Origin of the sequence: Chitinophaga cymbidii (assembly GCF_007992715.1) — a bacterium.
Lineage (GTDB): Bacteria > Bacteroidota > Bacteroidia > Chitinophagales > Chitinophagaceae > Chitinophaga > Chitinophaga cymbidii.
Genome location: NZ_BKAU01000002.1, coordinates 789,122 through 808,254, shown reverse-complemented (window position 1 = coordinate 808,254; position 19,133 = coordinate 789,122). Strand labels below are relative to the sequence as shown.

At 53.7% G+C, this 19,133-nt stretch carries 11 protein-coding genes; all 11 read right to left on the bottom strand.

All coding sequences use genetic code 11. The features are described 5' to 3' along the window. Positions 1-21 precede the first annotated feature (21 nt). The gene (locus tag CCY01nite_RS14465) at positions 22-2,082 is read right to left on the bottom strand and encodes a glycosyl hydrolase 115 family protein (protein ID WP_186831059.1); all 2,061 of its coding nucleotides are present in this window, start codon (positions 2,080-2,082) and stop codon (positions 22-24) included. Between the two features lies 1 nt (position 2,083). After that, a complete protein-coding gene (locus CCY01nite_RS14460) occupies positions 2,084-3,760 on the bottom strand; it encodes a RagB/SusD family nutrient uptake outer membrane protein (RefSeq protein ID WP_146862903.1) in 1,677 nt (558 codons plus the stop codon). 14 nt (positions 3,761-3,774) lie between these two features. Then, on the bottom strand, positions 3,775-7,077 hold the full coding sequence (locus CCY01nite_RS14455) for a SusC/RagA family TonB-linked outer membrane protein (protein WP_222614387.1): 3,303 nt from the start codon (positions 7,075-7,077) through the stop codon (positions 3,775-3,777). Positions 7,078-7,124: 47 nt separating this feature from the next. Continuing rightward, the gene (locus CCY01nite_RS14450) at positions 7,125-8,159 is read right to left on the bottom strand and encodes a FecR family protein (protein ID WP_146862900.1); all 1,035 of its coding nucleotides are present in this window, start codon (positions 8,157-8,159) and stop codon (positions 7,125-7,127) included. Between the two features lie 81 nt (positions 8,160-8,240). Then, positions 8,241-8,804 (bottom strand): RNA polymerase sigma factor, encoded by a 564-nt coding sequence (locus tag CCY01nite_RS14445; RefSeq protein WP_186831058.1) that lies wholly within the window; start codon positions 8,802-8,804, stop codon positions 8,241-8,243. Positions 8,805-8,870: 66 nt separating this feature from the next. Then, positions 8,871-11,261 (bottom strand): heavy metal translocating P-type ATPase, encoded by a 2,391-nt coding sequence (locus CCY01nite_RS14440; protein ID WP_246129941.1) that lies wholly within the window; start codon positions 11,259-11,261, stop codon positions 8,871-8,873. Between the two features lie 26 nt (positions 11,262-11,287). After that, positions 11,288-12,532 carry an efflux RND transporter periplasmic adaptor subunit gene (locus CCY01nite_RS14435; RefSeq protein WP_146862894.1) on the bottom strand — a complete coding sequence of 415 codons (1,245 nt, stop codon included), beginning with the start codon at positions 12,530-12,532 and terminating at the stop codon, positions 11,288-11,290. Between the two features lie 5 nt (positions 12,533-12,537). Next, on the bottom strand, positions 12,538-16,851 hold the full coding sequence (locus tag CCY01nite_RS14430) for a CusA/CzcA family heavy metal efflux RND transporter (RefSeq protein WP_146862891.1): 4,314 nt from the start codon (positions 16,849-16,851) through the stop codon (positions 12,538-12,540). 136 nt (positions 16,852-16,987) lie between these two features. Further along, the gene (locus CCY01nite_RS14425; protein WP_146862889.1) at positions 16,988-17,296 is read right to left on the bottom strand and encodes a DUF6660 family protein; all 309 of its coding nucleotides are present in this window, start codon (positions 17,294-17,296) and stop codon (positions 16,988-16,990) included. A 101-nt stretch (positions 17,297-17,397) separates the two neighbouring features. Beyond that, positions 17,398-17,976 (bottom strand): dihydrofolate reductase family protein, encoded by a 579-nt coding sequence (locus CCY01nite_RS14420; protein ID WP_146862886.1) that lies wholly within the window; start codon positions 17,974-17,976, stop codon positions 17,398-17,400. Between the two features lie 85 nt (positions 17,977-18,061). Then, entirely contained in the window at positions 18,062-19,078 is a 1,017-nt protein-coding gene (locus CCY01nite_RS14415) for a GntR family transcriptional regulator (protein ID WP_146862883.1), read from the bottom strand. Positions 19,079-19,133 lie beyond the last annotated feature (55 nt).

The following is a 19,133-nucleotide window of genomic DNA, read 5'->3' as shown; positions in this document are numbered from 1 at the left end:
CCTTATGTTTGTTTATTTCCTTTATGGGGTTTTTCCTGCTCTGATACTTCCCAACGCCTTATACAAACCCTTAAACCCAAACACCCTGTCCCCATCATACCAATCCAAAAACCGCCCGTGCGCCGTTACATGCAGCGCCTTTTCAGCATGCTGCAACGCCGCCACAGATTGCTCCACCAGCGCGGCGTCATGACTTTTGTATGCCTTGCATAACAGCAAAAGGCTTTCATTGAGATAGTACATGTACTGCGCAGGCTGCCGCAGATTATCGCTGAAGAACATTCTTTTATCCGCGTCCATCCGTCTATATAAAACATCCGCAGCATTTGCCACCGCGCGGAATGCCGCTGCCGATTTTGTAGTGCCCGTGATGACGGCGTCTACCTGGGTGGCGGCGTTATTGTCTTCGGGAATGATCCGGTAAGTCCGGCCTTTTACCTGTTCAGCAGGAATGTCTGTTAGCGGGTTGGGATCGAAATCATTGTTAAATGCTTTGGCCAGCTCAAAGATCGCACGGCGGTAACGCAGGTCCTGGAACACGAACTGGCGGTCAAAGCCTTCCAGTTCCGGGCGGCGTTGGTTCCAGTATGCGTGATAGTAAGCTTTGTACAAACGGGCTGCTTTAGGAGCGTGACGTTTACCGAAATACTGGCGGCAAAAATCTTCCAGGAAAGCATCGGAGCGGTAGGATGAAAAATCCCACATCATGGCGGCGTTGGCGGAAAGCTCCATAACGAACTCGCGCAGGTTACCGGCATTCACGACTGAAAACGCAAGCGGACGGTTGGTTTTGCCGGCCACATACCGATAGTTCTTCTCCATTTTCCAGGGTCCCTCGCCTGCCGCCAGGTGACTGCCGGTGGAGGTGAACTGGTAGTTAAAATAATAACCGAGATGGAAATTCCGGCTTTTGTCCAGCTGCCGGATATCTTCATTTGGATAATGATCTCTTCTTGCCGCAACGTACGTCCAGATAAACGAAGTATCCGCCGGTGGATGAATGTATCCTTCCGCCAGCAGGTCGGACAGCTCATCGTAGAAGATGGTGCGGAACTGTGTGGCAGGATCGCCGGTCACTTCCAGCACGATCTCCCGCTGCCGGGCCATCATGCGGCTGATGACCGCTCCCCGCTCTTTCATGGACGACGGCGCGTCATTGAACGTGAACCAGAACGGATGATCCCCGTTTCCGCGGAACCCGATCACCCACAGCATGGGTATCTTGTTCCGGACGATGCATTCTACATTATAGCGCCAGAATTCTTCCAGGTATTTTTCGTTGGCGAGTGACAGCTCCGGTGGAACGGTATCCCGCGTTTTGCGCCAGTAGTCATTCCAGCCTGAAAATGTTGCGTTCAGCGGACTGTGGTGATGGGTGGTGTTCAGCAGGCCATAATCGCTGATCAGGCGGGTGGTCGGGGAAATGCTGTAGGGCTTGCCGTAATCGCGTTCGCCGTCGAACCACTCGATGGTATTCAGCTTCAGGCGCAGCGCTGTTTCCAGCCACAGTTCGGAATTGTCGCGGGACGCTTTGCGCCAGGGCGCGAACAAGTCGGTATCATTGGGAAACCAGGCGCGGTATTTCACGGAAGGCGAAGGGCAATTGACGGAGAACGAAGCAGGTACGCGGATATCATTGCGTGCTGCGGGTTGCCATCCGGAAAAATACCACAGCGGCGGCACGCCCAGCACCCTTTCCGAAAAGGTATAAATGGCATAAATGGTTCCCCTCATATCCGCGCCTTGCAGGATCACCTGCGGGTGTTGCGCCACCGTTGCGGTGTACAGCCGGTGCGCTTCCCATCCTGCAAGCGGCGCCAGCAGGCTATCTGTCAGGGAATTGAGCACAACGATGCCGGCCCTGTCCATTTCGGTCAGGGGCCGGATCGTATGCTGCCCTCCCAATATTTTCTCCATATCGCGCTGTAAAGCCAGCACGGCTTTATACAGCGGCTCTCCGGGTTTTGCCGACGTATAGATCGGCGTATTTCCATGCAGCGTTATAGCGGCGGCTTTCATGCAGGAAGCATTACACCACAGCAGGCCGAGAAAAAGGAAAAACGTCCATGCTCTTCTCAACATATCAATCATATCCCAGGTTCTGTTCAAGATGACCATTTGCATTTCTTTCGATCTCGGCGGCCGGAATGGGCCACAGGTTATAAGTGGGCAGGGCGTCACTGTAATAAGGATTGCAACGTTTCACTCTTTCATACCACTTACCCAACCGCATCAGCGTCAATCTTCTTTTTTCTTCCACACCGAGTTCGCGCATCCGCTCGTCCAGTATATAATCGATCGTCACATCTCCCGGATCTGCCAGCGAAGCATTCGCCCTTTCCCTGACCGCATTGATATCTTTAGCGGCGTTCCCCGGGTCGTTCAGGCCCAGGTAGGCTTCCGCGCGAATCAGGTACGTTTCCGCGAGGCGGAACATGTATTGGTCCGCATAAGTGCCGCCCGCGGTGGATTTCAGCAGGAGTCTGGACGCATCGGAAAACAGGTTGTCAGGATGATCTCCGGGCGTTGTTATTTTCGACTGGAAAGCATACAGGTACCTGTTGGGCACGGTTACGCCCGGCGGCGGATTTTTGGTGGAGATCGTCTGGCCGTATAGTGGCGACGCGGGATTGGTGGCAACAAAATCGCGCACGAAGTTGTGATTGGCGTTGCGGATATCATTGTTGAAATCGCTTTGCCAGATGCTGTCGCTGAAATAGGTGCTGGAAATGGCCCAGCCAATGCCCCTGCCGCCGGAGAGGTCGCTCACCGGGTACAGAATGGGAGAAACAGAACCACCGCCGGTTACCCGGAGGTTCAGGAACTGCGGGGCGAAGTTACGTTCCAGCTGGTAGGAGCCGGAAGTGCCGGTGGACAAAGAGCCGCCGCCCAACACATCCGTTTCGAACTGTATCACCCAGATGCCTTCCATGTTGCCGGACTTCCGGTTCTGGTTGCCCTGCTGGAACAGGTCGAAATACACATCACCGGGATTGGTGTTGGCTTTAGCGCCGAAGCGGTCCCGCATCAGGTGCACGGCGGAGTTGCCGATCACCGCGGTGGCGGCGTCTACCGCATCTTTATATTGTTTTGCCGCAACGTATACTTCAGACAACAGGTGAAGGGCGGCCAGGTTGCTGATCTCGCCGTCCTGTACCACGGTAATGGCCGGCAGGTGTTCCGCCGAAAATTTCAGGTCGCCGATCACCTGCGCCAGCACTTCTTCCCGGGAAGCGCGGGTGTAGTCGGTTCTGGGCACGGTCACTTCTTCCAGCGTCAGGGGTACGCCGCCATACAGGTATACCAGCGTGCGGTAGGCAAGCCCGCGGAAGAATTTCGCTCTTGCTTCCGTGAGCGTTTTTTCATCGTCCGTCATGGAAGAGCCGGGTATGCGGCTGATCACCGTATTGGCTTCCGACACGATCTTGTACAGCGCCGTCCAGTGATTCAGCGGAATATCCAGGTTGCCGGTGGGCGCATAAGCGGCGGCCATATTGGTATGCCGTTCTACGGAAGGCTGCCCGTCGTACACCAGGTCCGTACCATACATGTAGTCAAAGGGGCGGCGTTCACCGCTGTTGTAAAACTCGCGTCTTACAAGGTCGTACAGGTTGTATATCGATGCGTTAAAGTCACTGTAAGTAACAAATGCATTCTCCGAGCTTAGAAAGTCAAGCGGCTTTTCATTGAGGAAGTCTTTTCCACATGAGCACAGGCAGCAAAGCGCCAGCGATAATGCAAGATTGGATATCTTTCGCATAATGAGATCAGGTTTTAGAAAGTAAGATTTACACCGGCCGCGAAGCCTTTCATAACAGGCCGTCCACTATTGGTCAGCCCCTGGTTGGTTTCGGGGTCCCAGCCTTCCCATTTCGTCCAGGTAGCCAGGTTCTTCCCGCTCACATACACATTCAGATTCTGAATGTTCAGGCTCTTCACCCAGTTGCCGCCAAAGCGGTACGAAAGGGATACATCCTGCAACCGCACGAAGCTCCGCTGCTGGAACACGTTGGGAGAAATAGCGCCGGCCACGAGGGACTGCGGGTATTTTCCGTCCGGGTTCACGGGCGACCAGTAGTCGATGCCATCGAGGTAATTATAGCGGATGGCATTATCGTCCCGCACCCGCACCGGTGAGTTGGCGCCGATATAGCCGTTCTTTCCGCCCTGGATGGAGTTGAGGAATACGCTGAGGGTAAAGCCCTTGTATTCAAATGTGTTCAGGAGGCTGACGCGGTATGCCGGGTCGCGCTTCCCGATGATGGTCCTGTCTGCCACCGTGATACCACCGCTTCCGTCTACATCCACAATGCGGTAAGTGCCGGGAGAGTAGCCCGCGGGAATATCTTCACCGATCTGGTAGATGCCGTTGGTGAGGTAGTCGAATTCGGTGCTGAGGGAATGACCGATGAAAAGACCGCTGGAAATGAGATCATCTTCCTTTCCGTCCTTGTTCGCATCCATGCCTGTCAGCGTCAGGATCTTGTTATTATTGTGGGAGAAGCTCAGCGTAGTATTCCATTTGAACTGCCGCGTATCCACGTTGCGGGAATTCAGCACGAGTTCTATGCCTTTGTTCTGCAACTCGCCTACATTGCTGTTGATGCTGGTAAAACCGGTAATGCCGGGAATGGTGACGCTGAACAGCAGGTCTTTCGTATGGTTGCTGTAATAGTCCAGCGAACCGGTCAAACGGCCTGAGAGCAAAGTAAAATCCGCCCCTACGTTCAAGCCTGCTGTTTTTTCCCAGCTCAGGTCCGCATTGGCGAGAGATTGTACCTGCTGGCCAAACAACGTGCTGCCGCCCTCACCAAATACATACGATGCGCGGCTGTTGATGCGGGAGAGTGAATTGTAGCGGGAGGTCTGGTTGCCGCTGATACCATAGCCGGCCCTTATCTTCAGAAAATCAACCCATGACGGTTTGAAAAAGGATTCGTTCGACAACACCCATCCCAGGGCCACGGACGGAAAATAACCGTACTTGTGATTGGCGGCGAAGCCGGAGAAGCCGTCACGGCGAAGCGTGGCGGTAAACAGGTATTTTCCTGCGTAGCCGTAATTGATGCGCGCCATCTGGTATTCCAGCGCTTCTCTCCATGCATTGGAGGTGGCATACTGGTTAGTGCCTTGTTCCAGGCTGTTGTAGCCCAGCGTCAACCGGGAAAAACCATTCGCTTCCGACAATGTATAATCGTTCTTGCGTTCGATTGCACCGTATACGAAAGTAGCAGTGACATCGTGTTCAGCGAAGCGGCGCTTATAGGTGAGGATGTTGTCGAACGTATAATCGTAGTAGCTTTCCACATCTTTGGAAGCACTTCCGGCCAGGCCGGCGCCGTAGATGCTGGCTTTATTATGCTGGTTGATCCGGTAGTTGTTACCAAAATTGATGCGGTAGGTTAATCCTTTGATGAAGGGGATCTCCATATCGGAGTAGAGATTTACGAAGAAGTAATTATGCCGTTCGTAATCGTCCACATCATAAGTCATGAACGGGTTGCTGTAATTGGTATTGAAGGGGAACGGTTTCAGCTTTCCCTGTTCATCGTAAGGCTCGATCAGCGGCGATTGCTGGATGATGGAAGACATGCCGGGCTCCGCGCCGTCTTTGTTCACAAATGAGCCGAAGGACTGAATGCCGATCTTCCACCATTTAGTGGCGTGCATGTCGAGGTTGATGCGGAGGCTTTTGCGTTTGAACTTGTCGTTGATAATGAAACCGGACTGGTTCGTGTAGCCGCCGGAGAACAGGTAGCTCACCCGCTCGCTTCCGCCGGAAATGCTCAGCTGGTTATCATTGATAAAACCGGGATTGGTAGCTTCGTCCCACCAGTCAAATTCCCTCGTCACAATATTCCCGTCCGCATCCTTCATCGTTTCATCCATTTTGCCCGCCATATCAAAATCCGGGTTAGGCGTTGTATAATCCGGCGCGAGGTATGCTTCATTGTAATGGAGCTGCCGCACATGATCAAGATAGCCATCGTACTTCAGCGGGCGCAGCTTTACGGTAGGCGTTTGGGTGGAATAGGATGAGGAGAACGAGAACCTCGGCTTTTGTCCGCTCTTGCCTTTCCGGGTGGTGATCAACAGTACGCCGTTGGCGGCCTGCGCGCCGTACACCGCCGTGGAGCTGGCATCTTTCAATACATCAATGGAAGCGATATCATCCGGGTTGATGGATTCGAGGGAGCCGTTGTACTGAATCCCGTCCAGCACGATCAATACGTTGCTGTTGCCGGAAATGGTGTTGGCGCCGCGGATGTTGATGGAGGGCGTTGAGCCGGCGCTGGTCACCTGGCCGATGTTCAGTCCGGGTACGGTGCCTTGCAGCGATTGCACGATATTGGTATTCGGCGCATTGCGGAAATCTTCCAGGTTGGCGCTGGTCACGGCGCCGGTGACATCGCTTTTCCGCTGCGAGCCATATCCCACTACCACCACCTGCTCCAGCGCATTGGATTTTTCCTGCAGCTTTACATTGATCACGCTGCGGCCGTCTGCGGGGATCTCCTGGTCCGCATACCCTATAAAGGTAACGACCAGTACCGCACCTGCCGCCGGCGCGTTGATGGTGAACTGGCCTTCCGGTCCGGTTTGCGTGCCGGTGCTGGTGCCTTTCACCGCTATCGTAGCGCCGGGAAGCGGCGCATCATTTTCGTCGGTCACTTTGCCGGTGATCACTGTGCGATCCGCCTTCGGAAGCGTAGGCGGCACTGTTGTATCTTCCGTTTTCTTCTGCGGAACAAGTTCACCGATGCGGTCTTTCGGAACGATGGTGTAGTAATTCGCTTTCACATACAGGAACACCAGGTCATGCGGATAGAGAATGCCTTTCAGCACCTCTTCCACCTGCTTCCCCCGGATATTGTCAACATCATAGGAAGTGGTCTTGCCCTCCATGATCGACGGGTCGTATACGAGCTGTGTTCCAAAAACATTTGTCACCTGTTTCAATGCGGTTGCCACCGGCTGTTTTTTCGCCGGCACCTGCGCGGATGCGCTGAACTGCAAAGCAGAGAAGCCTCCAAGCAATAGGGAGATGAGGAAAACCTGTATCAGTTTCCTGTTCATACGCCATGATTTTAGTTAAGAAAAATAAACGTGGTCCTTTAAATAAATCAACGTGGTTTGATAGTTATTGTATCGTTTTCTTTAATGATCGTTACGTCTAAAACGGTTGATATGACGAACAGCGCGTCATCGATGGAATCCAGCAATATAGGCCCTTCCACTTTCCGGCCGGCCAGGTCCGGATCATCCAGCACAATTCGTTTTCCATATACGTCTTCGAGATAATGCGCGATTTCCTGCAGCGTCGGATTTGTCAGCACTAGCCGTTTCCGGGTCCAGGCCGAATAGTTCTCCGTGTTTGTACTGATTTTGGTGATATCCCTGTACGATGTATCTATCACTACGAGATCTCCCGGTTCCATCCGGATGTCTGACCTTGCCTTGTTATTAAAACGGACGAGCACCGCGCCGGATAAAAGGGCCACTTCGATCTTTTCCCGGCGTTGCCGGATGTTGAACCGGGTGCCGAGCACTTCCACGGTGGTATGCCCCACATGCACGAGGAACCGTTCATGCGGCGCTACGTCATCCCCTTCATCCAGGTGCTGCACGGAAAACAACGCTTCCCCTTCCAGCCACACTTCCCTTGGCGCGTCCCGCTCCCACTTTTGCTGGTACCGGATAGTGGATAGGGCATTCAATACCACCATCGACCGGTCAGGCAGCAAAACGCTGTCCAGCTGGCCGGAAGCCGTGGTCACCAGTACCGGCACCGTGCGGTTACTGATCCACAGCCACACGAATATGCCGGCGCCTATCAATATGATCCACATGGCCGCCATGCGCCATACCCGGTTCATCCGCCGGAGGATGCCGCGCCGCCCGGGTGTATCAATCATCTGCCAGGTCTTCTCCAGGGAGGCTTGCGCTCTTCCCGCTGCGGGCCTGTCTACCCGGAAAGTCAGGCTCTCCAGTACTTTCCGCGCTTCTTCCACTACTGTTCTTTTACCCGGATTCGCCTGCAACCAGGTTTGCCAGGCAGCTGCATCCGGGGTATCCGGACGAAGTACCCAATCCTGAAAAGATTCGTCGCAGATAAAGTCGCGCACCGAATAATCACTGTATTTTTCCTGGTTCTGCATGGCCGTGTATTATAATGAGTAAAGGTTGCCGGTTTTTACCCCAGGCAACGGAAACTTTTTTTTTCGGATAGGGAAAAGGGGTCAATGGGCATGCCGTAAAAGCGCCAGCAGTACTGTAAGCGGCAGGGACATGTTTCCCTTCAGCTCCAGCAAGGCCCTGGCTACAATTTTATAGGTCGCTTTGGTGGTGATGCCCAGGGCCTCCGCCACATCTTCGTAGGAAAGGCCCTCATAAAAACGGAGAAAAATAGCTTCCCGCTGGCGCGCCGTCAGGGAGTCCAGCGCCTTTTGCAGGCGCGCACGCAGTTCGTGATGGATTTCCTGGTCGATGAGGATGGCGTCGCGGGCGAATTCAGGCTCGGGTTCTATCATCTCAGCCGGGAGCTGTTTGGAGAGCGCCTTGAGTTTCCGGAACAGATTATTGCGGAATGAAGAGAAGAAATATGCTTCGGGGTTGGCGATGCCGGTAAGTTGCCGGCGGTCTACCCAGATCGATAACAGCACTTCCTGGATAGCATCCTCCACCACTGTTTCGTCCGGCGTAAACTTCAATCCATAGTTATAGAACCGTGTGTACAGCAGCAGGTAGACTTTCGAGTAAGCGTCTCTTTGACCTTCAGCGATATTTTTCCAGGGAGTGTTCAAAAGAATGTTATAAAAGTAACACACCGGGGGCTTTTTTCCAATTGCACCGACCTGATACAAAATATCTCAAAACTTCATCCGCTGTATCCGGATCGCATTCACAATAGCCAGCAATGCCACTCCTACGTCCGCAAACACCGCTTCCCACATAGTAGCCAGTCCCCCCGCGCCCAGCACCAGCACGATCGCTTTCACACCAAAAGCGAGGCCGATGTTCTGCCATACAATGCGCCGGGTGGCCTTGCCGATTTTGATTGCGGTGGCGATGCGCGAGGGCTGATCGGTCTGGATCACTACATCGGCTGTTTCAATGGCGGCGTCGCTGCCGAGGCCGCCCATGGCGATGCCCACGTCGCTGAGAGCCAGTACGGGCGCATCGTTGATGCCGTCCCCTACAAAAGCGATGACGGCGTCCGGCGTTTTTTTGATCTGTTCCACTTTCTCCACCTTGTTTTCCGGAAGAAGGTCGCCGTAGGCATGGTCGATCTTCAATATACCAGCCACGCTGTTGACCACGGATTGTTTGTCGCCGCTCAGCATCGTGGTCTGGATATTCATAGCATGGAGGGCGTCTACGGCGTCTTTCGCGTCTTCCTTGATCTCGTCCGCAATCGTCACATACCCGGCGAATTTTCCATCAACCCCCACTACTACGATCGTATCCGTAATGCTTTCCACTTCTGCCGGTACAGGGATGCGCTCTCTTTTCAGCAGCTTTGCATTGCCGGCGAGCACCGTTTTGCCGGAGATATTCCCTTTCAGGCCGTGGCCGCTGATTTCCTGCAATCCGTCTACTGTAACTCCATCCGCAGACTGTTTCGCGAACTCCACTACCGCCGTAGCAATGGGATGCGTGGATTTACTTTCCAGCGCGGCGGCCAGCGGGAGCCAGTCTTCCTGCCGCAGATCGAAACTCCTTACTTCCTGCACGCGGAACACGCCTTTGGTGAGCGTGCCGGTTTTGTCCATCACCACCTGGTTCACTCTTGTGATCAGATCGAGGTAATTGGATCCTTTGAACAGGATACCCTTCCGGGACGCCGCGCCAATGCCGCCGAAATAACCGAGCGGTATGGAGATGACCAGTGCGCAGGGGCAGGATATTACGAGGAAGATCAATGACCGGTACAACCAGTCGTTAAAAACATATGGATCAACGAAGAAGTAGGGCAAGAGCGCGATACCGATGGCGAGGAATACCACCACCGGCGTATAGATCCTTGCGAACCGGCGGATGAACTGTTCCGTTTTGGCTTTGCGCGTTGTGGCTTCCTGCACCATTGTGAGGATGCGGGCCAGGGAGCTGTCGTTAAACAGTTTGGTCACTTGCAGTTCCACCACTTTTTCCTGGTTGATCATGCCGGCCAGCACCGTGTCGCCTTTTTCAAATGCGGAAGGTTTGCTTTCGCCGGTCAGCGCCGCGGTGTTGAACGAGCTGCCGTTATTGATCACTACGCCGTCCAGCGGCACCTTCTCTCCTACTTTGACCTCTATCGTATCACCCACTTTCACGTCGGTGGGTTTCATTTCCCTGTAGGCCCCGTTCACGAGCACCATCGCCGTATCCGGGCGGATATCCAGCAATGCCTTGATGCTGCGCCGGGCGCGGGAAACGGCGGCATCCTGGAACAGTTCGCCGACGGTGTAGAACAGCATCACGGCCACGCCCTCCGGATATTCACCGATGTAGAAAGCGCCGAGCGTGGCAATGGTCATCAACACAAATTCCGTGAACAGGTCGCCCTTCAGCAGCAGGCGGACGCCCTTGCTTGCCACCGGCCAGCCCACGGGCAGGTAGGCGATGCCGTACCATATTATCCTGCCCCATCCTTTAAAGAACGAAGGCTGGATGAAATTGTCCGCCAGGATGCCGGCCATGAGCATCACAAAACTGATGATCGCGGGCAACCAGGCTTTCCAGGCCGGCGTTTCTTCACCATGGGAATGATCATGACCATCATCTTCTTCGTGGCTGTGATCATGCCCCTCATGGCCGTGATCTGTCTGCCGGGCGGAGACCGGTTTCAATCCTTCCTTCCTGACCGCTTGCAGCAAAGCTTCTTTATTGATGATGGTTTTGTCGAATTCCAGCCGGATGTTGCCGGTCGCTGAAACCGAAGCGGCTATTACGCCCCGCACTTTTTTCAGTTGTGCTTCCACGACGGATGCTTCCATCATTTCACGGATGGAACCGACCTCCACGATCAGGTGCCCGTATTTCCCGGTTATGGCCGCACCCGCTTCCCGCGCGAGACCCTCTATCTGGCCGAGGCTGATCTCGTCCGGCTGATAATGGAAACACAGCCGGGCGGCGTTTTTATTATCAGCGGGGATGATATGCGCTTTTTCTATCCCTTTATGACGCTGCATAACATCGATGATCCGCTGCACGCAGGCATCCCGTTCATCAGGAATTTCAGGCAGCAATACGTCCAGATCGATTTTGATCTTTTCCATAAAAGCTGTTTTCTTTTAACTAACAACTAATGCTCATGCGCCTCGCCGGCGTTCGTCATTTTAGCCAGCACAAAGAAGGCGCCTTTTACCACTATCTCCGCATCTGCGGGTATTTCCTTCAGCAATGTGATCTCCGTGTAGCCGATATCCGTTGTGCCTTTCACTACAGGTATTTTTTCAAAGGTCACGCCATGATTTTTTTCCTGGTCGTGCGAATGACCTTCTGCTTCTTCATGATGGTGTTCATCTTCCGCATGCCCGTCCTTAACAAGGAAAATGTAATCCTGGCCCTGGTGGCTCACGATCGCATCCACCGGTACAGCGGGCACACTGGCCGATTCCAGGCTGATGATGGCGGTAATGCCCATCCCGTCTATCAGCCCATTCTTGTCTCCTTTTACCCGTGCATGGACCGATACGGCTTTGGACTCACCCTCGAAGGTAGAGCCCAGTGAAAAGATATCGGCGTCATATTCCTTACCGGGGTTGTTGGTCAGCGTAAAGTGAATGGTTTGCCCGTTTTTCAGTTTGGACAGGTCTTTTTCATACACAAAAAGGTCTACGTGCAGCTGACTGTTGTCCACAATGCCGGCGATGGGCGTGGTTACATCCACATAGCTACCCATTTCTACCGGCACACTGCTCACCACGCCGTTGATCGGACTGCGGACCGCCAGTTCGGACACGAGCTTGCCATTGGATAGCTGTGCGGGCGTGATCCCCATCAGCCGTATCTGCTGTTCCAGCGTGGCGCGGGAAGTCTGCAAGGTCCGCAGCTCAGCTTCCGCCGCCTGTAAATTCTTCAGCGCGCCGGCATTGCCCGCGTTCAGTTCCCGCTGCCTCGCCACTTCCTGCTCCGCCAGCCTGATCTTCGACATCACCGCCAGGTAATCGCTTTGCGGCTGCACGAAAGACGGGTTGCCGATAGTAGCAAGCACCTGTCCCTTGCGAACGGTGTTACCGGGCTGAACGAGCAGCGAACGCACCACTCCGCTATAAACAGAATTAACGCTGGCTTTGTTTTGATTCGGCACCCGCAGCACGCCCGCCGCCTTGAGCGATGCCGTCAGCTGTTTCTTTTCGATCACGCCCATCTGGATGCCGATGCTTTTTATCTGCTCCAGTGTAAGGCTGGCTGTGTTGGTGTTTTCGTGTTCGTCGTGATGACCTTCTTCTTCGTGCTGGCCAGCGCTTTCCTTTTTGGGACCGGAGCAGGCGGTCAGCCAGAAAGCTGTTGCGAGCAGCGTGATATGGAGAATTATTTTGCCCATAGTTATTAGTTAAAGTAGTTGTACTGAATGACGGATTGATTGTAAGTGTTGAGCGCGTCCAGGTAGTTCTGACGGATGCCGATGGCCTGCGTCAGGAACTGCGACAGTTCAGCGAAGCTGATCTCCCCCGCGCGCCAGGCCAGCGACGCCGCTTTGATGATCTCTTCCGCCTGTTGCAGGCCGGACGATTCATAGAAATGCAGCATCCGGTTGTTCTTCTCTACTTCTTTTGCGATTTGCTGCTGCTGCATCAGGAATACCTGCCGGTCATATTCAAATTGCTGCTGCTGCACGTTGGCTTCTGCTTTGGCCGCTTTCACCTTGTTGAGGTAGGCGCCCATGCCGAAGAGCGGAATGGAAGCCGTCACGGAAAAGCCGCTGAAGGGATCGTTCACGCCGTACAGCCGCTGGCTGAAGAATCTTCCTGAAAATTCAGGGCGGTTTTCGTTTTTGGCTACCGAAACGCCTGCCGTTGCAATGTTGACGTTCTGTTGCCGGAGCGCCAGCGAGGGGTGCAGCGTGTCGCCGGAATTGCCGTCATATTGAAGCGGTAGTTTTTCCAGCGGCTCGTTCAGCGGCAGGATGGCTTCTCCGGTATTGAGCAGTTGCATCAGCGTTTGCTGCCGGATGCCGATATCATCTTCCAGTTGCCGGAGCTGCGCCTGTATCTCTTTCATCTTTGCCTGTGCTGAAATACTGTCCAGTCCTGGCGTGTCGCCCGTTCTGACTTTCAGTACGGCGGCGGCGGACAGGGAAGAATAGATACTGTCCAGCCGGAGGAACAGCTGCCGGTTGTCCTGCAGATACCACAATTCATAGTAAGCGGCTTTTACATCGCGTTGAAGGGTAAGGTCCAGCACAGCGCCGGTGGCCTGAACATACCGGGCCTGTTCGGTATAAAGCTGTCTTTGTGCTTTATACAATCCCGGCCAGGCGATGGATTGCGATAAACCGATCTTCAGAATGCCCGTATGATCGCTGGGCCGGAGGTCTTCATTCTCCGCGAAAACACCCGTTTTCGGGAGTATGCCAGCGGATCTGACCTGGGCTTTGCTTTTATTGAGCTGGGCGGCGTTCACCTGGTATTGCAGGTTCTGTTGTTGCATGGACAGCACCTCGTTGATGCCGAGCCTTTTGCCCCGCTGTTCCTGCGCGGAGGCCGTGCCGGCCAGCAGCATGCCGCCGGTCAGCATGATAGCCGCGGCCGGCAATTTTACGTTGCGCCCGCGCGTGAAGAAGATATACAGCAGCGGAAGCACCACCAGCGTGAGGAAGGTAGCGGTGATCAGCCCGCCGATCACCACCGTGGCGAGCGGCTTTTGCACTTCCGCGCCCGCGCCTCGTGACAGGGCCATCGGCAGGAAGCCGAAGGATGCCACGGTGGCCGTCATGAGTACAGGACGCAGCCTGATTCTGGTGCCTTCGGTCACGCGCTTCACCACATCGCTGATCCCTTCTTTTTCCAGCTGGTTAAAGGTGCTGATGAGCACGATGCCGTTCAGTACGGCCACGCCGAAAAGCGCAATGAAACCAACGCCCGCGGAAATACTGAAAGGCATGCCCCGCAGCATCAGCGCAAATACGCCGCCGATAGCGCCCATGGGAATAGCGGTGAAGATCAACAGCGATTCGCGGATGGAGCGGAAAGTGAAATACAGCAGCAGGAAAATAAGGGCCAGCGCGATCGGTACGGCGATCTGCAGGCGCGCGGAGGCTTCCTGCAGGTTTTCGAACGTTCCGCCGTAGGTATAGAAGTACCCGGAGGGTAGCAGGTTGGCCGCGTCCAGCTTTTCCCGGATCTCGTTCACCACGCTCTGCACGTCACGGTCACGAACGTTGAAGCCGACTACCACCCTGCGGCGGCCGTCTTCCCGGCTGATCTGCGCCGGGCCATCGCGAAACGAAACGTCCGCGAGCTGCGACAACGGCACCTGCGTACCATTGTTCAGGGAAATGAAAAGATCGCTGACGTTGCCGATGGAAGAACGGCTGGCACTGTCCAGCCGCACAACGAGGTCGAACTTCCGCTCGTTCTCGAACACCACGCCCGCGGCCTCCCCGGCGAAGGCGGTGCGCACCGTTCTGTTGATGTCCTGTATGTTCATGCCGTAAGCGGCGATCCTTGCGCGGTCGTACTGAATGGTGATCTGCGGAAGGCCGGTGGTGCGCTCGACCTGGGGTTCTGTGGCGCCTTTCACCGATTGCACGATGCCGGCTACCCGCGGCGCCAGGGAAGCGAGCGTATCTATATTCTCACCGAATATTTTTACCGCCACATCCTGCCGCACACCGGTCATCAGTTCATTAAAGCGCATCTGGATAGGCTGGTTGGCTTCAAAGAAAACGCCGGGAATTACTTCCAGCTTTTCGAGGATGGCTTCCGCCAGTTCGTTGTAATCTTTGGCAGTGGTCCATTCGGATTTGGGTTTCAGCACGATGATGAGGTCGGTTGCTTCGGGGGGCATGGGGTCCGTTGGCACCTCCGCGCTGCCCGTTTTCCCCACTACCATTTTCACTTCGGGAAATTCACGGATGATCCGGCTCGCCTGCATGGAAGTTTCGATGCTTTGGGAAAGCGAGGTCCCCTGCGGCAAAATGCAATGGAAAGCAAAATCGCCTTCCTCCAGCTGTGGGATGAATTCGCCGCCCATTCTGCCGAACAGGAAAACCGTCAACACAAAAACCGCCACCGTAACCGCCACCACCGCAACTTTGAAACGGATGGCCCAGGCCAGCACCGGCGCATACATCCGCTGAAAAAAGTCCATCATCCTGTCCGAAAAATTCCTTTTACGGGATAACGTTTTGGGAAGTATGAGCGCGCTCATCATCGGAATATAGGTGAGCGACAGGATCAGCGCGCCGAGGATGGCGAAGGCCACCGTCTGCGCCATGGGCTTGAACATTTTTCCTTCAATGCCTACCAGCGTGAGGATGGGGATGTAAACGATCATGATGATGATCTCCCCGAAAGCGGCGCTGTTCCTGATCTTTGCGGCGGAAACGTACACTTCTTCGTCCATTTCCGCCTGGGTAAGCGCCATCGCCGATTTACGCAATCCAAGATGGTGAAGGGTCGCTTCCACGATGATCACGGCGCCGTCCACGATCAGCCCGAAGTCGATAGCACCGAGGCTCATCAGGTTGGCGCTCACGCCGAAGGCATTCATCATACCCAATGCAAACAGCATCGATAGCGGGATCGCCGAAGCCACGATCAGGCCGGCGCGCAGATTGCCGAGAAAGAGCACCAGCACGAAGATCACGATCAGCGCGCCTTCGATCAGGTTGGTCTTTACCGTGCTGATGGCGCGGTCCACCAGGTCCGTCCGGTCGAGGAACGCTTCGATCACCACATCTTCCGGCAGGGATTGCTGGATAGTTGCCAGCTTTTCTTTCACCCGGTTCACGACGGCGGCGCTGTTGGCCCCCTTCAGCATCATCACAATACCGCCTACCACTTCTTTCTCGCCGTTGTAAGTGACGGAACCGTACCGGATGGCGCTTCCCAGCTTCACTTCCGCCACATCGCGGATCAGCACGGGAATGCCGTTCACCGTTTTCACAACGATCTTGCGGATATCTTCCATATTGCTCACCAGGCCGATGCCGCGGATAAAATAAGCGTTCGGTTTTTTATCGATGTAGGCGCCGCCGGTATTTTCGTTGTTTTTGGCGAGCGCTTCGAAAATCTCCGGCATGGTGATGTTCATGCCTTTGAGCTTGTCCGGGTCCACGGCGACCTCATATTGCTTCAGGAGCCCGCCGAAGCTGTTGACTTCCGCCACGCCCCTGGTGCCGTACAGTTGCCGGGCCACGATCCAGTCCTGCATGGTACGCAGGTCCATCGCGGTATACTTGTTCTCCGCGCCTTTTTTCGGATGGAGGATGTACTGGTAAACTTCCCCAAGGCCGGTGCTCACCGGCGCCAGCTCAGGGGAACCGATGCCGGGAGGGATCTTTTCTTCCGCTTCTTTCAATCTTTCGTTGATAAGCTGACGCGCGAAATAAATATCTACATCGTCTTCAAAAACGACCGTCAATACGGATAAGCCGAACCGGGAAATGGAACGCATTTCCACCAGGTCCGGCAGGTTGGCGAGGCTTTGCTCGATCGGATAGGTAACAAGCTGTTCCGTTTCCTGCGCGGCCAGTGTAGGCGTTTGCGTGATGATCTGTACCTGGTTGTTGGTGATATCAGGCACAGCATCTACCGGCAGCCGGCTGGCGCTCCAGATGCCCCAGGCAACGAGCGCGAGCGTCATCAGGCCGATGATCAGCTTGTTCTTTATGCTGAAATGAATAATTCTGTTAAGCATGACTAAAAAAATGGATGGTTTACGCAAGGGCACGAGCCATTGCCTGCATTACGCTGCTATCAGTGTAAACACGGGAAACCTGGAATGCCGCAGGCATAGCAGTCAAAAAAAGTATCGGAAGTAATAGTGGAGCAGATTACAATTGGGGAGGCTGCCATACGGAAAAGGGAACATCCGTAGTGGAAGGGAACGGAAGACTGTTATACTCCGCCGTGAAAATCAAAACCGGTGTGGGAACAAGGAAAACGGGGGAAACCACCACCGGAACGGAGCAGCAGGCGCAGGCACAGAACGGGGAGCACAGATCTGTATGGTCCTGGTGGTTGCTGTCGTCATGCTGCGCCTGTTCATATGCTTTCCCAGTATGGCCCGCCATCCCGTCCATGCAGGAGAATGCATTGAGCGAGAGGGACATGATGGCCATTATGAAAGCAATGAATTTCATCGAAACAAAAGTAGCGAAAATCAGAATCTGTCAACTTTTTTTAATATCAACGGCGTTGCATTTTTGTTTCAATGTTCCTGATAATGCTTCTACGCTACGCCCTATATGCGATAAGTGCGTGCTACGATCCCTCCCGGGAAAGCCTTTACATCCGCCAGCTTCAGATCCATTGGCTGCGTGGCGCCGTTGAAGATCGTCAGCCCCTTGCCCAAAACCACAGGATGTGTTACCAAAATGTATTCGTCTATAAGTCCGGTCGCTATCAGGTTGCTCATGAATCCGGCGCCGCCTATCGCACAGATCGGTTTCCCCGGCTGGGATTTGAGTTTCTTTATCTCTTCGGCAAGATCACCGTCGAAAACCTGTGCTCCTACCCAGGAAGCTGCGGCGGGCGAATCCGTACCGGGTAGATCAACGCCTTTAAATCCCTTTTGTGTAAAAACGCCCTTGGGTATTTCATTCATCGGCGCGGCAAAAGGCCCGGTGGCAGTCGGCCAGTAAGGGGCCATACCCTCAAACGACTTGCGGCCCATGATGATCAGGCCCGCTTCCCAGCTTCGCTCAACGACCCAGGCCCTTGAGGTTTCATCGGAAGATCTGAAGATCCAGTCGTTCTCCCCATTGGGGCCGCTGACAAAACCGTCGATGGAGAGGGACATCTTCATTATTAATTTGCGCATAATTACAGATTTGTTCCTCAAAGGTACTGGTGTTTTCTCGGAGGCGTGGTGGGTTAAAACGACAATCTAAGGGGGGATATTTTCATTAAAAAGATTCCCTGTCTATCATCAGGAAAGGATTTTCAATACGCCCGGGCTTGTTTTTACTGATCATATCAGCCATTGATTTTCCCATTTGTTCAAAGTCTGTGGTGATAGTCGTGATCCCATCAGCAATGATACTTTTAAGCGGCGTTTCGTTGTACGACAGAATGCCAATGTCTTTTCCAAGCTTCCATTTTTTTCCCCTCGCGGCCCGCATCAGCCTGACCAGATCAATGTCGTCCATAATGATGCAGCAATCAAACTGCCGGGGTTCATAGTCACTGGTATTCCTGATCACCTGCGCGGGAAAATCGTTTTTTTTAAAGAACGATGTAAAACCACTTACGACTCCTTCCGTTTTAATGTTATCGGGAAATAATAGCAGGACTCTTTTATATTTTTTAAGCCGCGCAAAATTTGCTTTCAGGATTCCTGAAATGTCTTTTTCATAATTCTGGCAGACACAGGGGTAATCGTTGCCAAATTCATTTAAACCGGAATCAAGAATATAGAGTTTTTTAGGGCCCAGTTGCTTTAATATGCCGCCGGTCTTTTTGTTGATCTCGGGCATGATCACAAAAGTGTTGTAATAAGCCGTGTGGTTTTTGATCAACGTTTCAAAGACGCTGATGTTATGATGATGGAAGTAAAGGTCTACTTTTGCCTGACCCTTGAGCTGTGCAATGAAAGCATTGTACAAAACTTCCCGATAGGGATTAAAAGTACTGAGCAGCAGGAAAATGTTTCTCTTTGTCTGGACGTTGGTGCTGGTTACAAAGTAACCCTTGCCGGGCATGGAATCAATAATACCGGCAGTTTTTAATTCATTATACGCCTTGAAGATGGAGCCCCTTGCCAGTGAATGTGCTGCGGCAATAGAATTTACCGATGGCAATATGTCCCCGGTCTTTAAGCTGCCCCTGGATATGGCCTCATGAACAGAAGCAATAATCTGCTTGTACAATGGCAGCGGTAGCGCATTGTCAATTTTTATGATCGCATCTTCCTTGTTACCCATCTTCCTGTTCTTTCATTTTTCGGTGGCAAAAATAGGCTATAATCAGATGAAATTA